Source organism: Pseudomonas sp. TH37 (genome assembly GCF_016650735.1).
Classification (GTDB): Bacteria; Pseudomonadota; Gammaproteobacteria; order Pseudomonadales; family Pseudomonadaceae; genus Aquipseudomonas; species Aquipseudomonas farris.
On record NZ_JAEKFD010000016.1, the window covers coordinates 55,225 to 79,800 of the forward strand.

Below are 24,576 nucleotides of genomic sequence, written 5' to 3' on the forward strand. Positions count from 1 at the left end.
GGACCTTTTGAGGAGCCTATTACATGGCACGTTTCTTCCGTCGTCGTAAATTCTGCCGCTTCACCGCTGAAGACGTGAAAGAGATCGATTACAAAGATCTCAACACTCTGAAAGCTTACGTATCCGAGACCGGCAAAATCGTTCCAAGCCGCATCACCGGTACCAAAGCTCGTTATCAGCGTCAGCTGGCCACCGCTATCAAGCGCGCCCGCTTCCTGGCCCTGCTGGCCTACACCGACAGCCACGGCCGCTGAGACCGGGCAGTCGACACGTAGCAAAGGATTGAATGCATGCGCGCCTTAGCTGAGTTCATCATGCGCGGCCGTATGCAGGCCACTCTGGTAGTGGCTGGATGCGCAACGCTGCCGTTGTTGTATTGGTTGGGTGCTGCCGCCGGATGCCTTGTGCTCCTGCGGCGCGGATTGAGGGACGCCTTGGGCGTTCTTGCTCTGGGACTGCTACCGGCGTTGGTCTGGTGGTTTTACTCCGACGACCCACGGGCACTTCTGGTGCTGCTGGGGTCTTCGAGCCTTGCGTTGGTTTTACGCGCAAGCGAGTCCTGGAACCGCGTGCTGCTGGTCAGCATAGCGATGGGATTGGTGTTTTCAGTGGTGCTGGGGGCGGCTTTTGCGCCCCAGATCGAGATGCTGGCGCAGGCTTTGATAAAAGTCATGCCGTCGCTACTCGGTGATGTCTACCAGCAATTGTCGGTAGACGAGCAAGCGCGTTTCGCGTCCCTGATTGCACCGGTCCTGACCGGCCTGATTGCGGCCTTGTTGCAAATCGTCAGTGTGCTGAGCCTGATTGTCGGGCGCTACTGGCAGGCGTTGTTGTACAACCCGGGTGGTTTTGGTCGCGAGTTTCGCGCCATCCGAATCCCGCTTTTACCGGCGATGTTGCTGCTGGTGTTGATGCTTCTGGGGCCTAACTTAGGCTCGCAGATGGCCATGTTGACACCGTTGTGCAGCGTACCGCTGGTGTTCGCCGGGCTGGCCCTGATTCACGGGCTGGTGGCGCAAAAGCGACTGGCCAAATTCTGGCTGGTGGGGTTGTACGTCACGCTGTTGCTGTTCATGCAGCTGATCTATCCGTTGCTGGTGGTCTTGGCCATCGTCGACAGCCTGATTGATTTTCGCGGTCGTTCGGCACCGAAAGATGCCGATAACGCGAACGGTGAAGGTTAAAAGTTAAGAGGATTTTCACATGCAACTGATCCTTCTGGAAAAAGTCACCAACCTGGGCAACCTGGGTGACAAAGTGAACGTTAAGGCTGGTTACGGTCGTAACTACCTGCTGCCTTACGGCAAAGCTACCGCTGCGACCGCTGCCAACCTGGCTGCGTTCGAAGAGCGTCGCGCTGAGCTGGAAAAAGCCGCAGCAGACCGTAAAACTTCGGCTGAAAGCCGTGCCGCCCAACTGGCTGAGCTGGAAGTGACTATCACTGCCACCGCTGGTGACGAAGGCAAGCTGTTCGGTTCGATCGGCACCCACGACATCGCTGATGCACTGACCGCCTCTGGCGTTGAAGTTGCAAAAAGCGAAGTTCGTCTGCCGAACGGCACCATCCGCAACGTAGGCGAATTCGACGTAGCCGTGCACCTGCACGCCGAAGTTGAAGCCACCGTACGCGTTGTCGTGGTAGCAGCTTAAGCAGCACTTGTCGGCTGGCACCCTCGGGTGCTTGCCGGTAACATCGGGCACGATCCTGTTTACAGGTCGTGCCCTTTGTCTTTCTGAAACTCCCAATTCCAAGTGGCCATGAACGATATCTCCGCTCCCGAGCAATACGATCTGCAAACCGCTGCCCTGAAGGTGCCGCCGCATTCCATCGAGGCCGAACAGGCCGTGCTCGGTGGTCTGATGCTGGACAACAATGCCTGGGAACGTGTGCTCGATCAGGTCTCGGACGGCGATTTCTATCGTCATGACCACCGTTTGATCTTCCGTGCGATCGCCAAACTGGCCGATCAGAACTCCCCGATCGACGTCGTGACCCTTGCCGAGCAATTGGACAAGGAAGGTCAGACCTCGCAAGTCGGTGGCCTCGGTTACCTGGGTGAGCTGGCGAAAAACACGCCGTCCGTCGCCAACATCAAGGCCTATGCGCAAATCGTTCGTGCACGGGCGACGTTGCGGCAGTTGATCGGCATCGCCACCGAAATTGCTGACAGTGCTTTCAACCCGGAAGGCCGCACGGCTGAAGAGATTCTCGACGAAGCTGAGCGGCAGATCTTCCAGATCGCCGAGGCCCGGCCAAAAACCGGCGGCCCGGTGAGCGTGAATGACCTGCTGACCAAGGCTATCGACCGCATCGACACCTTGTTCAACACCGACAACGCCATCACCGGCCTGTCCACCGGTTACACCGACCTCGACGAGAAGACCAGCGGCTTGCAGCCTTCCGACCTGATCATCGTCGCCGGCCGTCCGTCCATGGGTAAAACCACCTTTGCGATGAACCTGGTGGAAAACGCCGTGTTGCGCAGCGACAAGTGCGTACTGGTTTACTCGCTGGAGATGCCAGGCGAATCGCTGATCATGCGTATGCTTTCGTCCCTTGGGCGTATCGACCAGACCAAGGTCCGGGCCGGTCGCCTGGACGACGACGATTGGCCACGCCTGACCTCGGCGGTTAACCTGCTGAACGATCGCAAGCTGTTCATCGACGACACGGCCGGTATCAGCCCGTCGGAGATGCGCGCGCGGACCCGGCGTCTGGTGCGTGAGCACGGCGACATTGCCCTGATCATGATCGACTACCTGCAGTTGATGCAGATTCCAGGTTCCGGCGGCGACAACCGGACCAACGAGATTTCCGAGATCTCCCGTTCCTTGAAAGCCCTCGCCAAGGAATTCAACTGCCCGGTGGTGGCGCTGTCCCAGCTCAACCGCTCCCTGGAGCAACGACCGAACAAGCGCCCGATCAACTCCGACTTGCGGGAATCCGGAGCTATCGAGCAGGATGCTGACGTGATCATGTTCGTGTACCGGGATGAGGTGTACCACCCGGAAACCGAGCATAAAGGCATCGCCGAGATCATCATCGGTAAGCAGCGGAACGGCCCGATCGGCACGTCACGACTGGCGTTCATCGGTAAATACACCCGCTTCGAAAATCTGGCGCCGGGCAGCTACAACTTCGACGACGAATAAGTTGTGTTGCGCCTGAGAGGGCCTCATCGCGGGCAAGCCCGCTCCCACAGGGGTCACGCCGAAGCTGTGGGAGCGGGCTTGCCCGCGATGGGGTCGCCGCAATTTCCGACCATAGCCGTCGGAATTGGTCAAATTTTGTGCTATATTCCGCGCCCGCGAAATTCAATGAAAGCCAACACCGGTTATCGACATGCAAGCAGCCAAGCCGTTATTTGACTATCCCAAGTACTGGGCCGAATGTTTCGGGCCAGCGCCATTCCTGCCGATGAGCAGGGAGGAGATGGATCAGCTTGGCTGGGATTCCTGCGACATCATCATCGTCACCGGTGATGCCTACGTCGACCACCCGTCGTTCGGCATGGCGATCATCGGCCGACTGCTGGAGGCCCAGGGCTTCCGCGTCGGGATCATTGCGCAGCCGAACTGGCAGTCCAAAGACGACTTCATGAAGCTCGGCGAGCCAAACCTGTTCTTCGGCGTCGCGGCCGGCAACATGGACTCGATGATCAACCGCTACACCGCCGACAAAAAAATCCGTTCCGACGACGCCTACACCCCCGGTGGCCTGGCGGGCAAACGTCCGGACCGTGCGAGCCTGGTTTACAGCCAGCGCTGCAAGGAAGCCTACAAGAATGTCCCGATCGTGCTCGGTGGCATCGAAGCCTCCCTGCGCCGTATCGCCCACTACGATTACTGGCAGGACCGGGTGCGCAACTCGATCCTGATCGATGCCTGCGCCGACATCCTGCTCTACGGCAACGCCGAGCGTGCGATCGTCGAAGTCGCCCAGCGTCTGTCGTTCGGTCACAAGATCGAAGACATCACCGATGTGCGCGGCACCGCGTTCATTCGTCGTGACACGCCAAAAGACTGGTTCGAGATCGACTCCACGCGCATTGATCGTCCGGGCAAGGTCGACAAGATCATCAACCCGTACGTGAACACCCAGGACACGCAAGCCTGCGCCATCGAGCAGGAAAAAGGTCCGTCGGAAGACCCGAACGAAGCGAAGGTCGTGCAATTGCTGCCGAACCCACGCCTCACCCGCGAGAAAACGGTCATCCGTCTGCCGTCGATGGAAAAGGTCCGTGGCGACTCGGTGCTCTACGCCCACGCCAACCGCGTGCTTCACTTGGAAACCAACCCGGGCAACGCCCGTGCGCTGGTGCAGAAGCATGGCGAAGTGGACGTCTGGTTCAACCCGCCTCCGATTCCGATGACCACCGAAGAAATGGACTACGTGTTCGGCATGCCTTACGCACGGGTTCCGCACCCTGCGTACGGCAAGGAAAAGATTCCTGCCTACGACATGATCCGCTTCTCGGTGAACATCATGCGTGGCTGCTTCGGCGGCTGTACGTTCTGCTCGATCACCGAGCACGAAGGCCGGATCATCCAGAACCGTTCTGAAGAGTCGATCATTCGCGAAATCGAAGAGATCCGCGACAAGGTGCCTGGCTTCACCGGGGTGATCTCCGACCTCGGCGGCCCGACCGCGAACATGTACCGCATCGCCTGCAAGAGCCCGGTCATCGAATCCGCGTGCCGCAAGCCGTCCTGCGTGTTCCCGGGCATCTGTGAAAACCTCAACACCGATCACTCGTCGCTGATCCAGCTCTATCGCAGCGCCCGTGCCTTGCCGGGTGTGAAGAAGATCCTGATCGCGTCGGGCCTGCGTTACGACCTCGCGGTCGAGTCGCCGGAATACGTCAAGGAGCTGGTGACTCACCACGTTGGTGGTTACCTGAAGATCGCCCCGGAACATACCGAGGAAGGTCCGCTCAACCAGATGATGAAACCGGGCATCGGCAGCTATGACAAGTTCAAGCGCATGTTCGAGAAGTACACCAAGGAAGCCGGGAAAGAGCAGTACCTGATTCCGTACTTCATCGCCGCTCACCCGGGTACCACCGACGAAGACATGATGAACCTGGCCCTGTGGCTCAAGGGCAACGGTTTCCGTGCCGACCAGGTGCAGGCGTTCTACCCGTCGCCGATGGCTACCGCTACCGCTATGTACCACTCGGGCAAGAACCCGTTGCGCAAGGTCACTTACAAGAGTGACGCCGTTACCATCGTCAAGAGCGAAGAGCAGCGTCGCCTGCACAAGGCGTTCTTGCGTTATCACGACCCGAAAGGCTGGCCGATGCTGCGTGAAGCGCTGACCCGCATGGGCCGCGCCGACCTGATCGGGCCGGGCAAGAACCAGTTGATCCCGCTGCATCAGCCGGCGACCGACAGCTACCAGAGCGCCCGTCGCAAGAACTCGACACCGGCCGGCAGCCACAAAGTGGCAGGGGAAAAGACCACCAAGATCCTGACCCAGCACACTGGTCTGCCACCGCGCGCCAGCGATGGCGGCAACCCGTGGGACAAGCGTGAACAGGCCAAGGCTGCGGCGTTTGCCCGCAATCAGCAGGCGGCCAAGGAGCGCAAGGACGCGGCCAAAGGCAAGGGGCCAAAACCGGCCCGCAAGCCAGTCGTGCCGCGTTAACTTCCGCGCCATATCGCAAAACGCCAGCCTCAGTGCTGGCGTTTTGTTTTCTAGCGAGTGTGCGGCCTGTTTGCTAAGGTGACGCGCACTTCATGACTGCCCGGGAAGCCGATTTCCCTATACGACGCCAAACCCTGTGGGAGCCGGGCTTGCCCGCGATGACGGCGGCACAGGCAATAAAGATCTAACCCCCGATCTTCAAGGACGATTCACATGAACACCCCCTTACCGGGTATCGGCATGGACTACAGCCCCTCCCAGTTCATGGCCCGCCAACGCATCGAAAGCCAGATCAACCTGCCACGCCTGTTCGCCGCCATCGACGCCGATCCCGGAATCGTCGGCGCGGGCGTGGTGTACATCGACGCCGAATTCAACGTAGTGACCCTGCGCGAGTTCAAGCCGATTTGCAGTATCAGGCCCAAGCGAATCATTTTGCGCGAGGCGCAGAAGTACATTGCGCCTGCGCAGTTTGCTGATCAGGTAAAGAACAACCCACGTGAATCTCGTTTAGTGGGGGAGGCAGTCAATACGACATTATCTTGTGCCGGTGCCATTCTGGGCTGGATCGTGGTTTTCAGTGGCACAATTGCAGTTCCGTTTACAGCAGGTGCCAGCTTGGTTGTAACAGCAATTGGAGCAACAGCTGCTGCCGCGAGTACTGCGCAGTGTGTGGTTGGAGGCACGAGGACGTACAACGAACTCAACGACCCATCAGCCAATGATGATATGGACAGCGAGGACTGGTATCGCTATGCAATGCCGGTACTGGATGCTGCATCATTGCTGGGAGCCGGTGCGTCTACTCTAACCACCCTGAGGCTCTTGCAGGCCAGGAAGGTCTCGACCGGCAGGAGTTGGTACGAGCTTTCTAAAGGTCTGACCCGTCAGCAAAGAAAGGCGTTGACCAAAGAATTGTTAACATTAAAAGACCCGAGCCTGACAAATAAACTATTGAAGCTTCGCCAGCGTTCAGGGGCGCTTGCAAAGCGTTATACAGCTACTCAAATCAATCACGCGACGGTCACTCAGATTCGCGACTCTCTGGGGGCGGCCATAGGCTTAACAGGAAGTAGCTTAGCTGGGAACCTCCGAACAATTGCTGTTGGTCTGTATGAGGAGGTTGAGTAATGGATCGCAAGTATTCATTGAACGCTTTCCTTGCTCACTATTTTCCGACCTTTATCTGCGCCTTTTTTCTAGCTTGTTTTGCTCTTTCTGCTTCGATTTCATTAGTCTCAAGTACTTACTTTCGAGGCGATCCTGAACGGGGCAAGTATTCGTTTATTGTGGCGTTGGTGCTGTCTTTGCTCTTGGCGTTGAGCCACTTTGTCATGATCAGGGGGCGGTCCTGGGGTGTGCGGGCCATCGTCGTATTCTATTTGGTGTGTTTCCTCACAGTCCTCCCAACTCATGGTTATAAGCCGCATCCCGTCGCCTATGTGACTGGGTTGTTGTTTCCGATGCTAGGTTTGCTACTGCTTAATAGCAAACGCCATCGAGAAATGCGCCAGAAGTTGCTTGAATTACGTCATGAGCGTATCGCAGCAAAATCTGCCGTCGGGCTTCAGAAAAACAAGAAGGGACGCTAGGTGGAACACTATCCGTTTTTTCTCAATTTTATGAAGCGCTACTTCCCAACCTTTATCGCCGCGATCTTCGTGGCGAAAATATCGTGTTTGCTTGCTCTCTTTGCTCTTCTCGATAACTTCTTTGTGAGCGCTCCACTGGCAGACGAAGCGAAATTCTTCGCCGTATGCACTGTTATTTGCATAGGGGTTCTGGTCCATAGCAACTTTATGGTCGTACGCGGCAGACCGGGTTGGGTTTGGGTGTTCGCAGGGCTTTTTGTGGTCTGTCTGTTGTGTGTGTTGCCGACTATTGCCTATCGGCCAAATCGATTCGTTTATGCAGCAGGCATCCTCTTTCCATTGCTAGGCCTACTGCTACTCAACAGCAAACGCCACCGCGAAATGCGCATCCAACTGGTTGAAATCCGCCGTCAGCGCGAGTTTATCAGGCAAGCCTTCAAGGCATCGCGCCGCCGTTGAGTCGACTCAACCACCGATCCGCCACATTTATGTGCGCTCCTTCGCGCACGAAAGCGAGCAATGCGCGCTTTTAGTGCTCTACTGCCTTGAGTAACGGAAGAAAGGGTCCGACCTGCCTGCATGGCATAAGTCTTGCGCCGCTTTCGATAACGTCCAGGCTCGCAGGAGGCACGCCGTGTCGATTCATGTCGCATTGCACCACGTCACGCATTATCGCTACGACCGCGCCGTCGAGCTCGGTCCGCAGATCGTTCGCCTGCGCCCGGCTGCCCACAGTCGCACGCGGATACTGTCCTATGCGCTGAAAGTCTCGCCCGAGCAGCATTTCATCAACTGGCAGCAGGATCCCCAGGGCAATTACCTGGCGCGGTTGGTGTTCCCGGAGAAAACCGAGGAGCTGCGGATCGAGGTCGACTTGCTGGCGGAGATGGCGGTCTTCAATCCGTTCGACTTCTTCCTCGAGCCCTACGCTGAAAAGATCCCTTTCGCCTACGCCGCGGATGAGCGCAAAGAGCTGGCGCCGTACCTGGAAACCTTGCCCCTGACGCCGAAATTCAAGGCCTATCTGGAGGGCATCGATCGCACGCCGTTACCGAGCGTGGATTTCCTGGTCGCGCTCAACCAGCGCCTCAGCGAAGACATTGGCTACCTGATTCGCATGGAACCGGGCGTACAGACCCCGGAACACACCCTTGAGCATGCCTCCGGTTCCTGCCGCGACTCGGCGTGGTTGCTGGTGCAATTGCTGCGCAACCTCGGCCTGGCGGCGCGTTTCGTGTCCGGTTACCTGATTCAGTTGACCGCCGATGTCAAAAGCCTCGACGGCCCCTCGGGCACCGAAGTGGATTTCACTGACCTGCACGCCTGGTGTGAGGTCTATTTACCCGGTGCTGGCTGGATCGGCCTGGACGCGACTTCAGGGCTGTTTGCCGGTGAAGGACACATTCCGTTGGCGTGTAGTCCCGATCCGTCCTCTGCGGCACCGATCAGTGGCTTGGTGGAACCGTGCGAGTGCGAATTCACCCACGAGATGTCGGTCGAGCGGATTTGGGAAGCGCCGAGGGTCACGAAGCCCTACACCGAAGACCAATGGCTGGCGATTCAGGCATTGGGCCGGCAGATCGATGCCGACCTGCTCGAAGGTGACGTGCGCCTGACCATGGGCGGTGAGCCGACTTTCGTTTCCATCGATGACCCGGACGGCGCCGAGTGGAACACTGCGGCGCTCGGGCCGGACAAGCGTCGGCTGTCGGCCGAACTGTTCCAGCGCATGCGCAAGCATTACGCGCCCAAGGGGCTGGTGCATTTCGGTCAGGGTAAGTGGTATCCCGGCGAGCAACTGCCGCGCTGGTCGCTGAACTGCTATTGGCGCCGCGACGGCGTGCCGATCTGGCACAACAGCGCGCTGATCGCTGATGAGCAGGAAGACTACGGCGCCGATGGCGAGTTGGCCGGGCGTTTTCTGGCGAGTGTCGCCGAGCGCTTGAAAATTCCGACACGCTTTGTGTTCCCGGCCTACGAAGACAATTTCTATTACCTCTGGCGCGAAGGCGCTTTGCCGCAGAACGTAAGCGCCGAAGACTCACGGCTGGAAGAGCCTTTGGAGCGTGCGCGTCTGCGCAAAGTCTTCAGTCAGGGCCTGGACAAGGTGATCGGCCAGGTCCTGCCGCTGGCGCGCACCGCCAAGGGCGATCAGTGGCAGAGCGGTCGCTGGTATCTGCGGGAAGAACATTGCCGATTGGTGCCGGGGGATTCGCCGCTGGGGTATCGCTTGCCACTCGGCTCGCAGCCCTGGGTGAAGGCAGCGGAGTATCCGTTCATTCACCCTGTCGACCCGAATCAGGATTTCCCTGAGCTGCCGGGCACCGACCAGCTACAGAATCACGCTCAACCACAAGCCGCCGACGAGCGTACACCAAAGATCGACGAGTCCGCCGACTGGCTGACCCGCACCGCATTCTGCGCCGAAGCGCGAGAAGGCCGGTTGTACCTGTTCATGCCGCCACTGGAGCGGGTCGAGGACTATCTGGAACTGGTCGCCGCCATCGAAGCCACCGCCGAGGAATTGCATTGCCCGGTGTTGCTGGAAGGCTATGAACCGCCGAGTGATCCGCGCCTGAGCAACTTCCGCATTACTCCCGATCCGGGGGTGATCGAGGTCAACGTCCAGCCGTCCGCCACCTGGGATGAGTTGGTGGAGCGCACCGAGTTTCTTTACGAAGAGGCGCGCCAGACTCGACTCACCACCGAGAAGTTCATGATCGACGGCCGGCACACCGGCACCGGCGGCGGCAACCATTTCGTATTGGGTGGCGCGACCCCGGTGGACTCACCGTTTCTGCGCCGTCCCGATCTGCTGCGCAGCCTGATCAGCTACTGGCATAACCATCCGTCCTTGTCCTACCTGTTTTCCGGATTGTTCATCGGTCCGACGTCCCAGGCGCCACGGGTGGATGAAGCGCGCAACGATTCGCTGTATGAACTGGAAATCGCCTTCGCACAGATGCCGAAGCCGGGCGAGGAGTGCCCACCATGGCTGGTGGATCGGTTGCTGCGCAATTTGCTGATCGACGTGACCGGCAACACCCACCGCGCCGAATTTTGCATCGACAAACTCTATTCGCCGGACGGCGCCACCGGGCGCCTCGGGTTACTGGAACTGCGAGCCTTTGAAATGCCGCCCCATGCGCGCATGAGCCTGGCTCAGCAATTGTTGCTGCGAGCGCTGGTGGCGCGGTTCTGGCGTGAGCCTTATGCGCCGCCGAAACTGGCGCGCTGGGGCACAGAGCTGCACGACCGGTTCCTGTTACCGCACTTTATCGAGCAGGATTTCGCCGATGTCATCGTCGACCTCAATGCCGCCGGTTACCCCGTGCGGGCCGAGTGGTTCGCGGCGCATCTGGAGTTCCGTTTTCCCAAGGTCGGCGACTACGCCGTCAGCGGCATCGAACTGGAATTGCGTCAGGCGCTGGAGCCTTGGCATGTACTCGGCGAGGAAGGCGCGGCAGGTGGCACGGTGCGTTACGTGGATTCGTCGCTGGAGCGTTTGCAGGTCAAGCTCAGCGGCCTGCCGCCTCAGCGTTATCTGCTGACGTGCAACGGCATCCCGGTGCCGTTGCAACCCACGGGGCGGGTCGGTGAGTTCGTCGCCGGCGTTCGCTTTCGCGCCTGGCAACCGGCTAACTGCCTGCAACCGACCATCCCGGTCCACGCGCCGCTGGTGTTCGACTTGCTCGACACCTGGATGGGGCGTTCGCTGGGCGGTTGTCAGTACCACGTCGCTCATCCGGGCGGGCGCAACTATGACAGCCTGCCGGTGAACGCCAATGAGGCCGAGAGCCGGCGAATGGCGCGTTTTTTCCGTCTCGGACACACGCCAGGGAAACTTCCTATACCGAATCTGGAAATTAACGACGAGCTACCGATGACTCTCGATTTGCGACGTTTCTAAACCGTACGCGACGCTCGGATTTTTCGTATATCCGGGCGTCATGAGCCTGCGTTAGTCTGACCGTTCTTTGCTGTCTGCCGAGCTTTCCATGCCTGACCTGCTTGACCGCTACCCGCTGACCGCGGGCACTTATCACGAACTGCTCGACGACAGCGGCGCCGTGCGCCCGCACTGGCGGCGGCTGTTCGATCAATTGCAACGCAGCACGCCAGCGCAACTGGTGCAGCGTCAGGCGCTGCTGACCCGGCAGATCCAGGAAAACGGCGTGACCTATAACGTCTACGCCGACCCCAAGGGCGCTGACCGGCCGTGGGAGCTGGACCTGCTGCCCCATGTGATTGCCGCCGATGAGTGGGAACAGTTATCGGCCGGGATCGCTCAACGGGCGCGCTTGCTCAATGCTGTGCTGGCGGATTTGTACGGCCCTCAGCGCTTGATCGCCGAAGGCCTGCTGCCGGCTGAGTTGGTGTTCGGTCACAACAACTTCCTCTGGCCCTGTCAGGGCATTTCGCCGCCCGACGGGACCTTTTTGCATCTGTACGCCGTGGATCTGGCGCGCACCCCTGACGGTCGCTGGTGGGTGACGGCGGATCGGACTCAAGCGCCATCCGGTGCCGGTTACGCGCTGGAAAACCGCACCATCGTGTCCCGAGCCTTCCCCGAGTTGTACCGCGATTTGAAGGTGCAGCACCTGGCCGGGTTCTTCCGCACCCTTCAGGAAACGCTCGCCCGTCAGGCGCCGAGCGATGACGAAGCGCCACTGGTGGTGCTGCTGACGCCGGGGCGTTTCAACGAAAGCTATTTCGAACATCTGTACCTGGCTCGTCAGCTCGGTTATCCGTTGGTGGAGGGTGGCGACCTGACCGTCCGGGATGCCACGGTCTACCTGAAAACCTTGAGCGGCCTGCGTCGGGTTCACGCGATCATGCGTCGGCTCGACGATGATTTCTGCGACCCCCTGGAGCTGCGCACCGACTCGGCCCTCGGCGTGCCGGGGCTGCTCGAAGCTGTGCGTCAGGGTCGGGTGCTGGTGGCCAATGCCCTCGGCAGCGGCGTGCTGGAGTCGCCAGGGTTGCTGGGTTTCCTGCCGAAGATTAATCAGTATCTGTTCGGTGAAGAGCTGATCCTGCCGTCTATCGCGACTTGGTGGTGCGGTGAAGCGCCGGTGCTGGCCCAAGCCCTCGAAAAACTGCCGGAGCTGTTGATCAAACCGGCGTTTCCGTCGCAGAGCTTCGCCCCGGTGTTTGGTGGTGATTTGAGTGAAAAACAGCGTCAAGCCTTGGCTGAGCGCATGCAGGCACGGCCTTACGCCTATGTTGCGCAAGAATTGGCGCAACTGTCCCAAGCGCCGATCTGGCAGGCCGAATGTGGTCAGTTGCAACCGCGGGCCATTGGCATGCGCGTGTATGCGGTGGCCAGTCGGGACGGCTATCGAGTACTGCCCGGCGGGCTGGCCCGGGTTGCCGCCGAAGCCGACGCCGAAGTGGTGTCGATGCAGCGCGGCGGCGCCAGCAAGGACACTTGGGTGTTGGGCGATCGCCCGCCCAGCGGCGAACAATGGAAAGCCCAGCGCAATATTGGCGTTCACGATCTGGTGCGACGCGATCCGTATCTGCCATCACGGGTGGTCGAGAACCTGTTCTGGTTCGGCCGTTACTGCGAGCGCTGCGATGACAGCGCGCGGCTGCTGCGCATCATGCTCGCGCGCTATGTCGATGGCGATGACCCGCAAGCCCTGGAGGCGGCAGTCGATCTCGGTGAGCGTCTGAATCTGTTGCCGGAGGAGGGCGAGTTGCCAGAGCGATTGTTGGCTGCGCTGCTCGGTGATGATTGGCCGTTCAGCCTGCGCTCCAATCTGCAACGCTTGCAGTGGGCGGCGTCGCAAGTACGCGGGAAGCTCTCGCGAGAGAACTGGCAAGCGCTGGTGGAATTGCAGCGCGAAGCCATGGAACTGGAAACCGAAGAACCGGATTTCGGCGAGCTGCTGGATTTCCTCAACCGATTGGTGATGTCGCTGGCGGCGCTGTCCGGTTTTGCCCTCGACGACATGACCCGGGACGAAGGCTGGCGTTTCCTGATGATCGGACGACGGATCGAGCGGCTGCAATTTCTCAGCGGCAGCCTGGCGGCGTTTCTGCGTGGCGCCGGGACTTTCGATCAGGCCGGGCTGGAGTGGCTGCTGGAGTTGGGCAACAGCAGCATCACCTACCGCTCGCGGTATCTGGCGGTGGCGCAATTGATCCCGGTGCTGGACCTGTTGTTGCTCGACGAGCAGAACCCTCACGCGGTGTTGTTCCAGTTGAAACTGGTGACCCGCACGTTGAAGCGCTTGAACGATGACTTTGGTGCGCCGCGCGAAACAGGTCTGCCGCAGTTGGTGGAGCGGCTGGCGCGCTTCGATCTGGGTTGCCTGGAAAACTCACTGTTTGGCGAGGCCAGTGTTCGCGCCGCCATAGAGGGGCTGGCCGATCTGTTGCAGGAGATCGCCGATGCCAGCGGACAAGTATCGGATCGCCTGGCCTTGCGCCATTTCGCCCATGTCGATGATGTCAGCCAACGTACGGTGTCCGTCTGATGAATGCCCATTACCAGATTTTCCACGACACCCATTATCACTATGACAGCCCGGTATCCCTGGCCCAGCAATTGGCGCATCTGTGGCCGCGGGCTTGCGTTTGGCAGCGCTGCACCGATCAGCAATTGCAGATCAGTCCCGATCCGACCTCGCGCCGGGATGAGCTGGACGTGTTTGGTAATCCGCTGACCCGGCTGGCATTCGAGCGGCCGCACGATGAGTTGCTGGTCAACGCCAGCCTGACGGTCGAAGTGCTGGCCCGACCATCGTTGGACTTCAATCAATCGCCAGCCTGGGAAGAAACTTGCAATGCGCTGACCTACAGCAGTCAGCCGCTGTCATCCGAGATACTTGAAGCGTGCCGTTATCGGTTCGAATCGCCTTACGTGCATTTGAAGCGCAACTTCGTCGAGTTCTCGGAAAGTTGCTTTTCTCCTGGCCGGCCATTGCTGCTGGGGGTTCAGGCGTTGATGGAGAAAATCTTCAGCGAATTCACCTTCGACGCCGAAGCGACCCAAGTGGCGACGCCGCTGGTGGAAGTGCTGGAGAGGCGGCGCGGCGTTTGCCAGGACTTTGCGCACTTGATGCTTGCTTGTGTGCGCTCCCGTGGATTAGCGGCGCGGTATATCAGCGGCTACTTGCTGACCCAGCCACCACCGGGCCAGCCACGGCTGATAGGCGCCGATGCGTCCCATGCCTGGGTGTCGGTATTTTGCCCGGTGCTGGGTTGGGTGGATTTCGACCCGACCAACAATGTGCAACCGGCGCTGGAGCACATCACCCTGGCCTGGGGCCGGGATTTTTCCGATGTGTCGCCGTTGCGTGGAGTGATCCTGGGCGGTGGCAGCCACGACCCCGAGGTACGGGTCACAGTAATGCCATTGGAGTAACTGAGATCAAATTGTGGGAGCGAGCCTGCTCGCGATAGCGGCCAGTCGGCCACATAGATGTTGGATGTGCCGCCGCTTTCGCGAGCAAGCCCGCTCCCACAGGGAATGTGCAATTTTTTAGAGAGGGATTTCAGATTGGCCTGTGAGGGTCAGCAACATCGTTGCTGACCCTGGACACAGATCCGGTGGGCCTGATCAGATCATCGGGCCCTGAGGGTCTCAGGCGTCGGGCGCCTGATCTTTCGGTGCTTCAGTTTCGTCTGTAGCCACTTCGCCTTCGGTATCCGGGTTCAGTGCTGCTGCTTCTTCTTCAGCTGTAGCTTTCTTGCGCTGAAGCTTTTCCTCTTTCTTCTGCTCCTTGGCCAAGTCTCTCTGACGTTTGGCGAAGGAATAATTAGGTTTAGCCATGGGCGATCCTCTGGGGTCGAAGGTGAGGTTGAGCGGCGCATATTCTGCCCTGTATCGATGCCGAGCCGTTAGCTGGGTTTTTGCTCGGTCCATTTTGGCGGTACCGAGGGTTGCCAGGCGTCCAGTGCATCGAGCAGGGTTTGCGGCGATTCGCTCATTTGCAGCATGTCACGGTGCGCTTCGCGAACGAAGCCTTCGCCGACGATATGATCAAGAAAAGACGTCAACTTGCTGTAGAAACCGTTTACTTCCAGCAAACCCAGCGGTTTCCCGTGATAGCCGAGCTGACCCCAGGTCCAGACTTCGAACAGCTCTTCCAGTGTGCCCAGGCCGCCGGGCAGAGCAATGAAGGCATCGCTGAGCTCGGCCATTCGCGCCTTGCGTGCATGCATGCCGTCGACCACTTCCAGGCGAGTCAGGCCGCTGTGGCCGATTTCCTTGTCTTTGAGGCTCTGCGGGATGATCCCGATCACTTCACCGCCGGCCGCCAGCGCGGCATCGGCAACGATCCCCATCAGCCCGACGGCGCCGCCGCCATAGACCAGAGTCAGCTTGCGCTCGGCCAATGCTCGCCCCAGGGCGACAGCCGCTTCACGATAAGCCGGGTCAGTGCCAGTGCTGGCACCGCAAAATACACAAACGGACGCTAAAGACATGCCTTACTCCATGGTCATCAGGGCCACAGAGTAAAGGCAGGCTTGCCTCGTTCCAAGGGTTAAACCTCGTGTTCAGGTGTTTCACAGGTACCGCTGGCGCCACAGGCATAAGCGGCGAGCAAACTGCTCAATAAACTGTTGAAAGACATGACAGGCGCTCCAGATGAGAGATGACGGTCCTGATGATAGGGCCGTGCCAGACGTCTGGCTGGTAGATTGTTTCGATGAGTGTCATAGCCCGAAAGTTGTATACAATTTTTGATTCAGGTCATAGGAACTTGCGAAGATTTCAGGCAGTCTTCTGTCCATTAGCACTTTTGTTAACCCTGCCTTGGAGATTCACCATGTTTGCCAAACTTGTTGCGGTATCCCTGCTGACACTGGCCAGCAGCCAATTGATGGCTGCGGAATGCAAGGTCACTGTCGACTCCACTGACCAGATGTCCTTCGATACCAAGGACATCACCATCGACAAGAGCTGCAAGACGTTCACCGTGGAGCTGAAACATTCTGGCAGCCTGCCAAAAAACGTCATGGGTCATAACTGGGTGCTGAGCAAAGAAGCCGACATGCAGCCGATCGCCACCGACGGCCTGGCGGCAGGTATCGACAAGAACTACCTGAAAGAGGGTGATGCTCGCGTCATCGCTCACACCAAAGTCATCGGCGCGAAGGAAACCGACTCGGTGACTTTCGACGTGTCGAAGCTCAATGCTGCTGAAAAGTACGGTTTCTTCTGCTCGTTCCCGGGCCACATCTCGATGATGAAAGGTACGGTTACTCTGAAGTAATCGAATCAAGCGCATAAAAAAAGCGTCCGCCAGGGACGCTTTTTTTGTGTCTGACGGTTGACCGTCGTCATCGTTCTTCGCGGGCAAGCCACGCTCCCACAGGATTTGCGTCGTGCCCATTACCGGCGACCGACACAAAATCTGTAGGAGCGAGGCTTGCCCGCGAAGGCGTCAGCACAGGCACCAAAGTCCTCACGGCGCAAACGGCATCACGCGCTTGTGCTGGGTCTTTTTGTACGTGTCGCAGATGATCTTGAACGCTTCCTCACGCACCGGCTCGCCGTGCAGGAATGCGTCGATCTCGGCGTAGGTCACGCCGTGGGACGCTTCGTCCGGTTTGCCCGGCGACAGGTCTTCGAGGTCGGCGGTCGGGATTTTTTCCACCAGCGACTCCGGCGCGCCGAAGCTGCGGGCAATCGCTCGGACCTGATTTTTCACCAGGCCGCTCAGCGGTGCGAGGTCGCAGGCGCCGTCGCCGAACTTGGTGAAGAAGCCCATTACCGCTTCTGCCGCGTGATCGGTGCCGATCACCAGGCCGTGAGCCGCCCCAGCGATGGTGTATTGCGCGACCATGCGCATCCGCGCCTTGGTGTTGCCCAGCACGAAATCCTTCTGCACCGCCTCCTTGCCCTCGAAGGCCGCCACTTCGCTGGCCAGGGATTTGACCGCCGGGCCGATGTTTACGGTGTGGCGCTCATCGGGGGCAATGAAGTCCACTGAGGCCTGGGCATCATGTTCGTCGAACTGGACGCCATAAGGCAGGCGCACGGCGATGAACTTGTATCTGGCATCACCAGTGCGCTCGCGCAGTTCACGCATGGCGCGCTGGGCCAGCAGGCCAGCGGTCAGGGAGTCGACGCCGCCGCTGATGCCCAGCACCAACGTCTTGAGCCCGGCATTGACCAGGCAGTCCTGAATGAAGGTAATCCGCCGGGCAACTTCAGCCTCGAGGGCGAGTTGGTCCGCGAAGGGCGGTTGGACCTTGAGCTGTTCAGCAATCTCACGCTGTACGGCTTGCATGAATTCACTCCTTGCTAGATGGGCTGGAAATGGCGGCAGGTACTTGGAAAACATGTCGCAAATAGGCGACGAAATTCGGGTCTTTGCAGTGAGTCTTGCCAGGCTCATCAGAAATCTTGGCCACCGGCTGGCCGTTGCAGGCCGTCATTTTAAGCACGATGCTCATCGGTTCGACACCCGGAATATCGCAGGTCAGGTTGGTGCCGATGCCGAAGCTGACATTGATCCGACCGTGCAATGCCCGAAAAATCTCCAGAGACTTGGGCAGCGTCAGACTGTCGGAAAACACCAGGGTCTTGCTCATCGGGTCGATGCCAAGCTTGTGATAGTGGGCGATGGCTTTTTCCGCCCACTGCACCGGGTCACCGGAATCGTGGCGCAAGCCGTCGAAGAGCTTGGCAAAGAACAGGTCGAAATCGTTGAGGAAGGCATCGGAGGTGATGCAGTCGGTCAGGGCGATTCCCAGCAATCCCCGGTATTCTCGGACCCAACAGTCGAGGGCGGCAATCTGGCTGTCGATCAGCCGCGGACCGAGTTGCTGGTGGGCCATGATCCATTCGTGGGCCATGGTGCCCAGCGGCTTCATGTCCAGCTCCCGGGACAAGTGCACGTTGCTGGTACCGACGAAGCGACCGGGGAAGTCATGCTTGAGCACGTTCACCACTTCTTCTTGTACACGGTACGAGAAGCGACGGCGGGTACCGAAATCGGCTACTTGCAACTCGGACAATTCGTCCGCGCTGGCGTTGGCGGTCAGCCAGTCGAACTTGCGATAGAGCTGTTCGCGGGCCTGTTCCAGAATGATTTCCCGGTAGCGATAGCGGTTGCGTACTTCGCTGACCATGGCCAGCAGCGGCACTTCGAACAGAATCACGTGCAGCCACGGCCCGCGCAGACGGATGAACAACTCGCCGTTTTCAATGCCGGTGTGGATATAGCGCAGGTTGAAGCGGAACAGCCCGAGAAAACGCAGGAAATCCGGTTTCAGAAAGCTGATGCGTTCCAGGAAACTCAACTGATCGGCACTCAGGCTCAACTCGGCCAGGCGCTCGATCTGGAAACGGATCTCCGCCAGGTACGGGCGCAAATCCTCACTGTTACGGCAACGAAACTCCCATTCGACTTCCACATTAGGGTAGTTGTGCAGCACCGCCTGCATCATCGTCAGTTTGTAGAAGTCGGTGTCGAGCAGGTTCTGCACGATGCGATCGGCAAACACACTCTCGCTCATAAGGGGTCTCCAGGCTGGCCGCGGCCCGTGGCAGCGACGTTGCAGCTGTTTCAATGAATGGGGCTAGTGGCGCATATCAGCGGCAGGTATTGCCAGCGATTTTTGTATCAGCGCGAATTGCCTCCTACACAGAGTTAATCGTTAGATGTGGGACTATCTATCTGCTCCAGCATCCACTTCACAAAATCCCGCACCTTGGGTACTTCCGCCGAATGCTCCGGATACGCCAGGTAATAGGCGTCGGTGCTGGGCATCGCATGCTTCCAGGGAATGACCAGTTTGCCGTCGGCCAATTCCTCCTCCACCAGAAACTTCGGCAGCAGCGCTACGCCGCAGCCGACCTGGGCGGCGCGAATGCACATGTAGAAGGTTTCGAAACGCGGGCCGTGGTAGCTGTGTTCGGTGTGGTAGCCCTGGCTGTCGAACCAGTCGTGCCAGGCCTGAGGCCGGGAAGCATTTTGCAGCAGGACCAGGTCGGTGAGTTGCGTGGGGTCGGTGAACGGTGTGTCCGGCAGGCTGCCCGGCGCGCAGACCGGTACCAGTTCCTCGCCAAACAGCTTCAGGCATTCGGTGCCGGGCCGAGAGCCTTGGCCAAAGTAGAACGCCAGGTCGCTGCGACCTTGCAGCAGATCATCGGCTTCTTGCTCGCTGCACAGGTCCAGATGGATCGACGGATGTCGCAGGCGCCAGCCTTTCAAGCGCGGCACCAGCCAGCGCGCACCGAAGGTCGGAGGCGTCGAGACGCGCAAGACTTCGGTATCACCGCCGTAGGAGCGCAGGTAATGGGTCGACATTTCGACTTGGGTGAGGATTTTTCGTACCTCCACCAGGTACAAATCGCCGGCGGGGGTCATTTGCAGGCGTCGACGCACCCGGCGGAACAACAGGTGTTGCAGCAATTCTTCGAGTTGCGCGACCTGTTTGCTCACGGCGCTCTGCGTCAGGTTCAGCTCTTCGGCGGCACGGGTGAAGCTCAAATGCCGGGTCACGGCCTCGAAGCACTGCAACGCGGTGATCGACGGCAAGTAGCGTTTATTCAGCATGGGTGGTCCTTTTTCTTGTTTCTCTATGCTCTTTTTTACCGGCAGATTCGCAGCATGAATAAACGGAATGATATCTCTCTTAAAGGTCGTTTGTTGGGTAACCTCCAGAGAGCTAAAACTACAGGTCTGATCAGTCGAATAAATCCGGCTGAACGTCTTCTGTTTTTTGCTTGAGGAGTGACCCATGGTTGCCGCATTGCTTGATCGTCTTGGTGTGAACCCGGCCCTGTATCAGAACGGCAAAGTGCCGGTGCATTCGCCTATCGATGGCAGCCGTATCGCTGCCGTGAACTGGGAAGGCGCCGCTGAAGTCGAGCAGCACATCAGTCGCGCAGATCATGCGTTCGAACTGTGGCGCAAGGTTCCGGCGCCGCGCCGTGGCGAATTGGTGCGCCAATTGGGCGACATCCTGCGCGAGTACAAAGCCGACCTCGGTGAGCTGGTGTCCTGGGAAGCTGGCAAGATCACTCAGGAAGGTTTGGGTGAAGTTCAGGAAATGATCGACATCTGCGACTTCGCGGTCGGTCTGTCCCGTCAGCTGTACGGTTTGACCATCGCCTCCGAGCGTCCTGGCCACCACATGCGCGAAACCTGGCACCCGCTGGGCGTCGTCGGCGTGATCAGTGCGTTCAACTTCCCGGTCGCCGTTTGGGCCTGGAACGCGACGCTGGCGCTGGTCTGCGGCAACCCGGTGATCTGGAAACCGTCGGAGAAAACCCCGCTGACCGCGTTGGCCTGCCAAGCGTTGTTCGACCGCGTCTTGAAGAATTTCAGCGACGCCCCACCGCACCTGAGCCAAGTGATCATCGGTGGTCGCGATGCTGGCGAAGCCTTGGTCGATGACCCGCGTGTCGCGCTGGTCAGCGCTACCGGCAGCACCCGCATGGGCCGCGAAGTGGCGCCGAAAATCGCTGCACGTTTTGCCCGCAGCATTCTCGAGCTGGGCGGCAACAACGCGATGATCCTCGGCCCGAGCGCCGATCTGGACATGGCCGTACGGGCGATTCTGTTCAGCGCCGTCGGCACTGCCGGACAGCGTTGCACCACGTTGCGTCGCCTGATCGCCCATGAGTCGGTGAAGGAAGAAATCATCACCCGCCTCAAAGCCGCTTACTCCAAGGTGCGCATCGGCCATCCGCTGGAAGGCAATCTGGTCGGGCCGCTGATCGACAAACACAGCTTCGAAAACATGCAGGACGCGCTGGAGCAGGCCTTGAGCGAAGGCGGCCGCGTATTCGGCGGCAAGCGTCAGCTGGAAGATAAATTCCCCAACGCTTACTACGTTTCGCCCGCCATCGTCGAAATGCCGGAGCAGAGCGATGTGGTGTGCAGCGAAACCTTCGCACCGATTCTGTACGTGATCGGTTACAACGATTTTGAAGAGGCGCTGCGCCTGAACAACGCCGTGCCACAAGGCCTGTCGTCGTGCATCTTCACCACTGATGTGCGTGAAGCCGAGCAGTTCATGTCCGCTGTGGGCAGCGATTGCGGCATCGCCAACGTCAACATCGGCCCGAGCGGCGCAGAGATCGGCGGCGCGTTTGGCGGCGAGAAGGAAACGGGCGGTGGTCGTGAATCCGGTTCGGATGCATGGCGCGGGTACATGCGCCGTCAGACCAATACCGTGAACTATTCGCTGGAATTGCCGTTGGCTCAGGGGATTACGTTCGACTGAGGTTGAGTCAAGCAGTGATCCCCTGTGGGAGCGAGCTATGTGGCGAGGGGGCTTGCCCCCGTTGGGGCGCGAAGCGGCCCCGGCATTTTACGACTGTTTCGCAGCCGAACGGGGCGATGCGGCGTTCCGACAAGCCCCCTCACCACATAGAATTTTCCACATTGAATGGTGTGTTGGTTAGGTTTCTGTTGGAGTCTGGCAATGCCGTTACGCGAAGAGTGTCTGTGGGAAAAACTGACGCCGCAAAGGCCCGACAACGGGTTGCTCCAGGGCGAAGTCAGGGTGGATGTCTGCGTCATCGGTGCCGGTTTCACCGGTCTGTCGGCGGCGGTGCATCTGCTGGAACAGGGTAAAAGTGTCTGTGTGCTGGAAGCGCATCGCGCCGGGCATGGCGGTTCGGGGCGTAACGTCGGGCTGGTCAACGCCGGGATGTGGATTCCACCGGATGAAATCGAAGCCGGTTTCGGCGAGTCGGTTGGCAGTCAACTCAACCGCATGCTGGGTGCGGCGCCGTCTCTGGTGTTCAGCCTGGTCGACAAATACAACATCGATTGCCAGTTACGCCGCGAAGGCACGCTGCACATGGCGCACAACGCGCGTGGTGAAGCGGATCTGCGCAGTCGCGAAGAACAATGGAAACGTCGTGGCGCACCGGTTGAGCTGTTGACCGGTCAAGCCTGCGAACAAGCAACGGGCACCAAAAAAATCGCCGCCGCGTTGCTTGATCGGCGTGCCGGCACACTCAACCCGATGGCCTACACCACGGGGCTGGCCAACGCGGCCATCAGCCTCGGCGGTCAGCTATTCGATCATTCCCCGGTGACCCGACTTGAACGTCAGGGCCAGCGCTGGTCGGTGCAAACCGCCCAAGGCTCGGTGCTGGCCGAGCAGGTGGTCATCGCCTCCAACGCTTATACCGAAGGTGACTGGACGGAGCTGCGGCGCAATTTCTTCCCCGGTTATTACTATCAAGTGGCCTCGGTGCCGCTGACCGAAGACGCCGCGCAACAGATTCTTCCCGGCGGCCAGGGTTCTTGGGACACCCGGCAGGTGCTCAGTAGTATTCGGCGGGACAAGGACGGTCGTCTGTTGCTCGGCAGTCTCGGCAACGGCAACCAGAAACCGACCTGGTTCCTGAAAGCCTGGGCCGACCGGGTTCAGCAGCATTACTTCCCGTACCTGAAACCGGTGGAGTGGGAATGCACCTGGACCGGTTGCATCGCCTTCACCCCGGATCATTTGATGCGCCTGTTCGAGCCGGCACCGGGTCTGGTGGCCGTCACCGGCTACAACGGTCGAGGCGTGACGACCGGTACAGTGGTCGGCAAAGCCTTTGCCGATTATTTGTGTAATGGAGATCCTCAAGCCCTGCCGATTCCCTTCGCGCCCATGCAGCCATTGGCAGGTGTGGGGCTGAGAAGCTGCCTGTATGAGGCCGGATTTTCGTTGTATCACGCGGGCCAGTGCCTGCGGATCGTCATCTGATTGTTGAAATATGTTGCTGGAAGCGGCGCTTTTCAGCGAAGCGGCTAGCCTGTAATGGTGCGGGTTGTAGCAGTTGCGCACCAGCAGTGTGCAGTTCGGTGACGCGAGCTGTTACAGGCTGGTTGCACATCGTTTGGCGCTGCGGTTGCAATGATGGCGCGCGTGGGTTGCGCCTTTAAAAATAAATGGTTTCACCTCCCGCGGTTTAGACGGTTGCACGCCCAATGAAAATGGGCCCGAAACAGTCGAAAAAACAATAAGGCAGCGACTTTTCCCAGAATAAAAAACCGATGGCACGGCCCTTGCTCTGAGCATTCAGTGAAGTCGCAGTGCCAACTAAAAAAAACCTTGGAGCACCACCTCATGTCCCAGACGTTTTACAAGAAAGGCTTTCTGGCCCTCGCAGTGGCAACTGCGTTGGGTGTTTCTGCGTTTGCTCAGGCTGACATCAAGATCGGCGTAGCGGGTCCAATGACGGGCGCCAACGCGGCATTTGGCGAGCAGTACATGAAGGGTGCGCAGGCAGCGGCTGATGCAGTCAACGCCTCTGGCGGTGTCAACGGGGAAAAAATCGTACTGGTCAAAGGCGATGACGCCTGCGAACCGAAACAGGCTGTGACGGTCGCCAAGGACCTGACCAACCAGAAAGTCGCTGGCGTAGTCGGTCACTTCTGCTCCTCATCGACCATCCCGGCCTCCGAGATCTACGACGAAGCAGGCATCATCGCGATCACTCCAGGTTCCACCAACCCGGCTGTTACCGAGCGCGGCCTGAGTGCCATGTTCCGTATGTGCGGGCGTGACGACCAGCAAGGCATTGTGGCCGGCGATTACATCGTCGACGTGCTCAAGGGCAAGAAAGTCGTGGTTCTGCACGACAAGGACACCTACGGTCAAGGTCTGGCGGATGCTACCAAGGCTCAGTTGGCCAAGCGTGGCGTGACGCCGGTCCTGTACGAAGGCCTGACCCGTGGCGAAAAAGATTTCAGCACCATCGTCACCAAAATCCGCGGCGCTGGCGCCGACGTCGTTTACTTCGGTGGCCTGCACCCGGAAGCCGGTCCTCTGGTTCGTCAACTGCGTGAGCAAGGTCTCAAAGACGTCAAGTTCATGTCCGATGACGGTATCGTAACCGACGAACTGGTGACCACCGCTGGCGGTCCGCAATTCGTTGACGGCGTGCTGATGACCTTTGGTGCCGACCCACGCCTGCTGCCAGACAGCAAGACTGTAGTGGACGAGTTCCGCAAGAAAGGCACCGAGCCTGAAGGCTACACCCTGTACGCCTATGCTTCGGTCCAGGCTCTGGCTGCAGCCTTCAATGGCTCCAAATCCAACAATGGCGAGAAAGCCGCCGAGTGGCTGAAGAAAAATCCGGTCAAAACCGTGATGGGCGAGAAGACCTGGGACGCCAAGGGCGACCTGAAAGTCTCCGACTACGTGGTTTACCAGTGGGATAAGGATGGCAAATACCACCAGCTGGAAAAACAGAAGTGATATGACTGGCTGATTGCCCGGCGTCTTGTGCGCCGGGTAATCAAAGAACATGTCCGTGCTGTACCTGTCTTTTCTCGTAGAGCTGCATACAACCGTGTTGCGTCGGCGGCTGAACCCCGGTCTGGCGCACCCGGTTTTTGTGCAGCCTCTCAAATG

20 protein-coding genes are annotated in these 24,576 nt (G+C 59.3%); 15 read left to right on the top strand and 5 right to left on the bottom strand.

The features are described from left to right. Positions 1-23: 23 nt before the first annotated feature. The 11 genes from rpsR to JFU11_RS27520 all read left to right on the top strand — a co-directional run bounded on the left by rpsR (position 24) and on the right by JFU11_RS27520 (position 14,614). A complete protein-coding gene (rpsR, locus tag JFU11_RS27470; RefSeq protein ID WP_002551829.1) occupies positions 24-254 on the top strand; it encodes a 30S ribosomal protein S18 in 231 nt (76 codons plus the stop codon). 36 nt (positions 255-290) lie between these two features. Continuing rightward, positions 291-1,184: a hypothetical protein gene (locus tag JFU11_RS27475; protein WP_201062714.1), complete on the top strand. Its 894-nt coding sequence runs from the start codon at positions 291-293 to the stop codon at positions 1,182-1,184. 19 nt (positions 1,185-1,203) lie between these two features. Then, a complete protein-coding gene (rplI, locus tag JFU11_RS27480; RefSeq protein WP_003197251.1) occupies positions 1,204-1,650 on the top strand; it encodes a 50S ribosomal protein L9 in 447 nt (148 codons plus the stop codon). Between the two features lie 108 nt (positions 1,651-1,758). Further along, positions 1,759-3,153, top strand: coding sequence for a replicative DNA helicase (gene dnaB, locus JFU11_RS27485; RefSeq protein ID WP_007902695.1), 1,395 nt, complete (start codon positions 1,759-1,761; stop codon positions 3,151-3,153). A 190-nt stretch (positions 3,154-3,343) separates the two neighbouring features. After that, positions 3,344-5,647 (top strand): YgiQ family radical SAM protein, encoded by a 2,304-nt coding sequence (locus tag JFU11_RS27490; protein WP_123721490.1) that lies wholly within the window; start codon positions 3,344-3,346, stop codon positions 5,645-5,647. A gap of 213 nt (positions 5,648-5,860) precedes the next feature. Further along, positions 5,861-6,778, top strand: a complete 918-nt coding sequence (locus JFU11_RS27495; RefSeq protein WP_052965940.1) for a hypothetical protein — start codon at positions 5,861-5,863, stop codon at positions 6,776-6,778. Further along, complete coding sequence (locus JFU11_RS27500; RefSeq protein WP_201062715.1) at positions 6,778-7,239, top strand: hypothetical protein; 462 nt, start codon at positions 6,778-6,780, stop codon at positions 7,237-7,239. Before JFU11_RS27495 ends, JFU11_RS27500 begins: the two co-directional genes overlap by 1 nt. After that, positions 7,240-7,698, top strand: coding sequence for a hypothetical protein (locus tag JFU11_RS27505; RefSeq protein ID WP_201062716.1), 459 nt, complete (start codon positions 7,240-7,242; stop codon positions 7,696-7,698). Positions 7,699-7,873: 175 nt separating this feature from the next. Further along, positions 7,874-11,149 carry a transglutaminase family protein gene (locus tag JFU11_RS27510; protein ID WP_201062717.1) on the top strand — a complete coding sequence of 1,092 codons (3,276 nt, stop codon included), beginning with the start codon at positions 7,874-7,876 and terminating at the stop codon, positions 11,147-11,149. A gap of 88 nt (positions 11,150-11,237) precedes the next feature. Then, the gene (locus JFU11_RS27515; protein ID WP_201062718.1) at positions 11,238-13,724 is read left to right on the top strand and encodes a circularly permuted type 2 ATP-grasp protein; all 2,487 of its coding nucleotides are present in this window, start codon (positions 11,238-11,240) and stop codon (positions 13,722-13,724) included. Next, complete coding sequence (locus JFU11_RS27520) at positions 13,724-14,614, top strand: transglutaminase family protein (RefSeq protein ID WP_201062719.1); 891 nt, start codon at positions 13,724-13,726, stop codon at positions 14,612-14,614. The genes JFU11_RS27515 and JFU11_RS27520 overlap by 1 nt, the downstream gene beginning before the upstream one ends. Before the next feature lie 219 nt (positions 14,615-14,833). On the opposite strand, the gene JFU11_RS27525 is transcribed toward JFU11_RS27520, so the two are convergent. Together JFU11_RS27525 and JFU11_RS27530 are read right to left on the bottom strand one after the other, a co-directional pair. After that, entirely contained in the window at positions 14,834-15,022 is a 189-nt protein-coding gene (locus tag JFU11_RS27525) for a hypothetical protein (protein WP_007902706.1), read from the bottom strand. A 68-nt stretch (positions 15,023-15,090) separates the two neighbouring features. Then, positions 15,091-15,678, bottom strand: a complete 588-nt coding sequence (locus tag JFU11_RS27530; protein WP_123721483.1) for a TIGR00730 family Rossman fold protein — start codon at positions 15,676-15,678, stop codon at positions 15,091-15,093. A 344-nt stretch (positions 15,679-16,022) separates the two neighbouring features. On the opposite strand from JFU11_RS27530, the gene azu reads away from it, so the two are divergent. Then, on the top strand, positions 16,023-16,469 hold the full coding sequence (azu, locus tag JFU11_RS27535) for an azurin (protein WP_201062720.1): 447 nt from the start codon (positions 16,023-16,025) through the stop codon (positions 16,467-16,469). Positions 16,470-16,661: 192 nt separating this feature from the next. Here the strand turns inward: azu and nadE are convergent, their stop codons facing one another. The 3 genes from nadE to JFU11_RS27550 form a co-directional block, all read right to left on the bottom strand. Beyond that, positions 16,662-17,489, bottom strand: coding sequence for an ammonia-dependent NAD(+) synthetase (gene nadE, locus JFU11_RS27540; RefSeq protein ID WP_201062721.1), 828 nt, complete (start codon positions 17,487-17,489; stop codon positions 16,662-16,664). 4 nt (positions 17,490-17,493) lie between these two features. Further along, positions 17,494-18,720 carry a nicotinate phosphoribosyltransferase gene (gene pncB / locus JFU11_RS27545; RefSeq protein WP_123721479.1) on the bottom strand — a complete coding sequence of 409 codons (1,227 nt, stop codon included), beginning with the start codon at positions 18,718-18,720 and terminating at the stop codon, positions 17,494-17,496. Positions 18,721-18,854: 134 nt separating this feature from the next. Then, the gene (locus JFU11_RS27550; RefSeq protein WP_201121418.1) at positions 18,855-19,763 is read right to left on the bottom strand and encodes a LysR family transcriptional regulator; all 909 of its coding nucleotides are present in this window, start codon (positions 19,761-19,763) and stop codon (positions 18,855-18,857) included. A 184-nt stretch (positions 19,764-19,947) separates the two neighbouring features. Between JFU11_RS27550 and JFU11_RS27555 the strand changes: the two genes are divergently transcribed. The 3 genes from JFU11_RS27555 to JFU11_RS27565 all read left to right on the top strand — a co-directional run bounded on the left by JFU11_RS27555 (position 19,948) and on the right by JFU11_RS27565 (position 24,420). Continuing rightward, positions 19,948-21,438, top strand: coding sequence for an aldehyde dehydrogenase family protein (locus JFU11_RS27555; protein ID WP_052965922.1), 1,491 nt, complete (start codon positions 19,948-19,950; stop codon positions 21,436-21,438). Positions 21,439-21,639: 201 nt separating this feature from the next. Next, entirely contained in the window at positions 21,640-22,923 is a 1,284-nt protein-coding gene (locus tag JFU11_RS27560) for an FAD-binding oxidoreductase (protein ID WP_123721477.1), read from the top strand. A 363-nt stretch (positions 22,924-23,286) separates the two neighbouring features. After that, entirely contained in the window at positions 23,287-24,420 is a 1,134-nt protein-coding gene (locus JFU11_RS27565) for an ABC transporter substrate-binding protein (protein ID WP_052965919.1), read from the top strand. Positions 24,421-24,576: the final 156 nt, after the last annotated feature.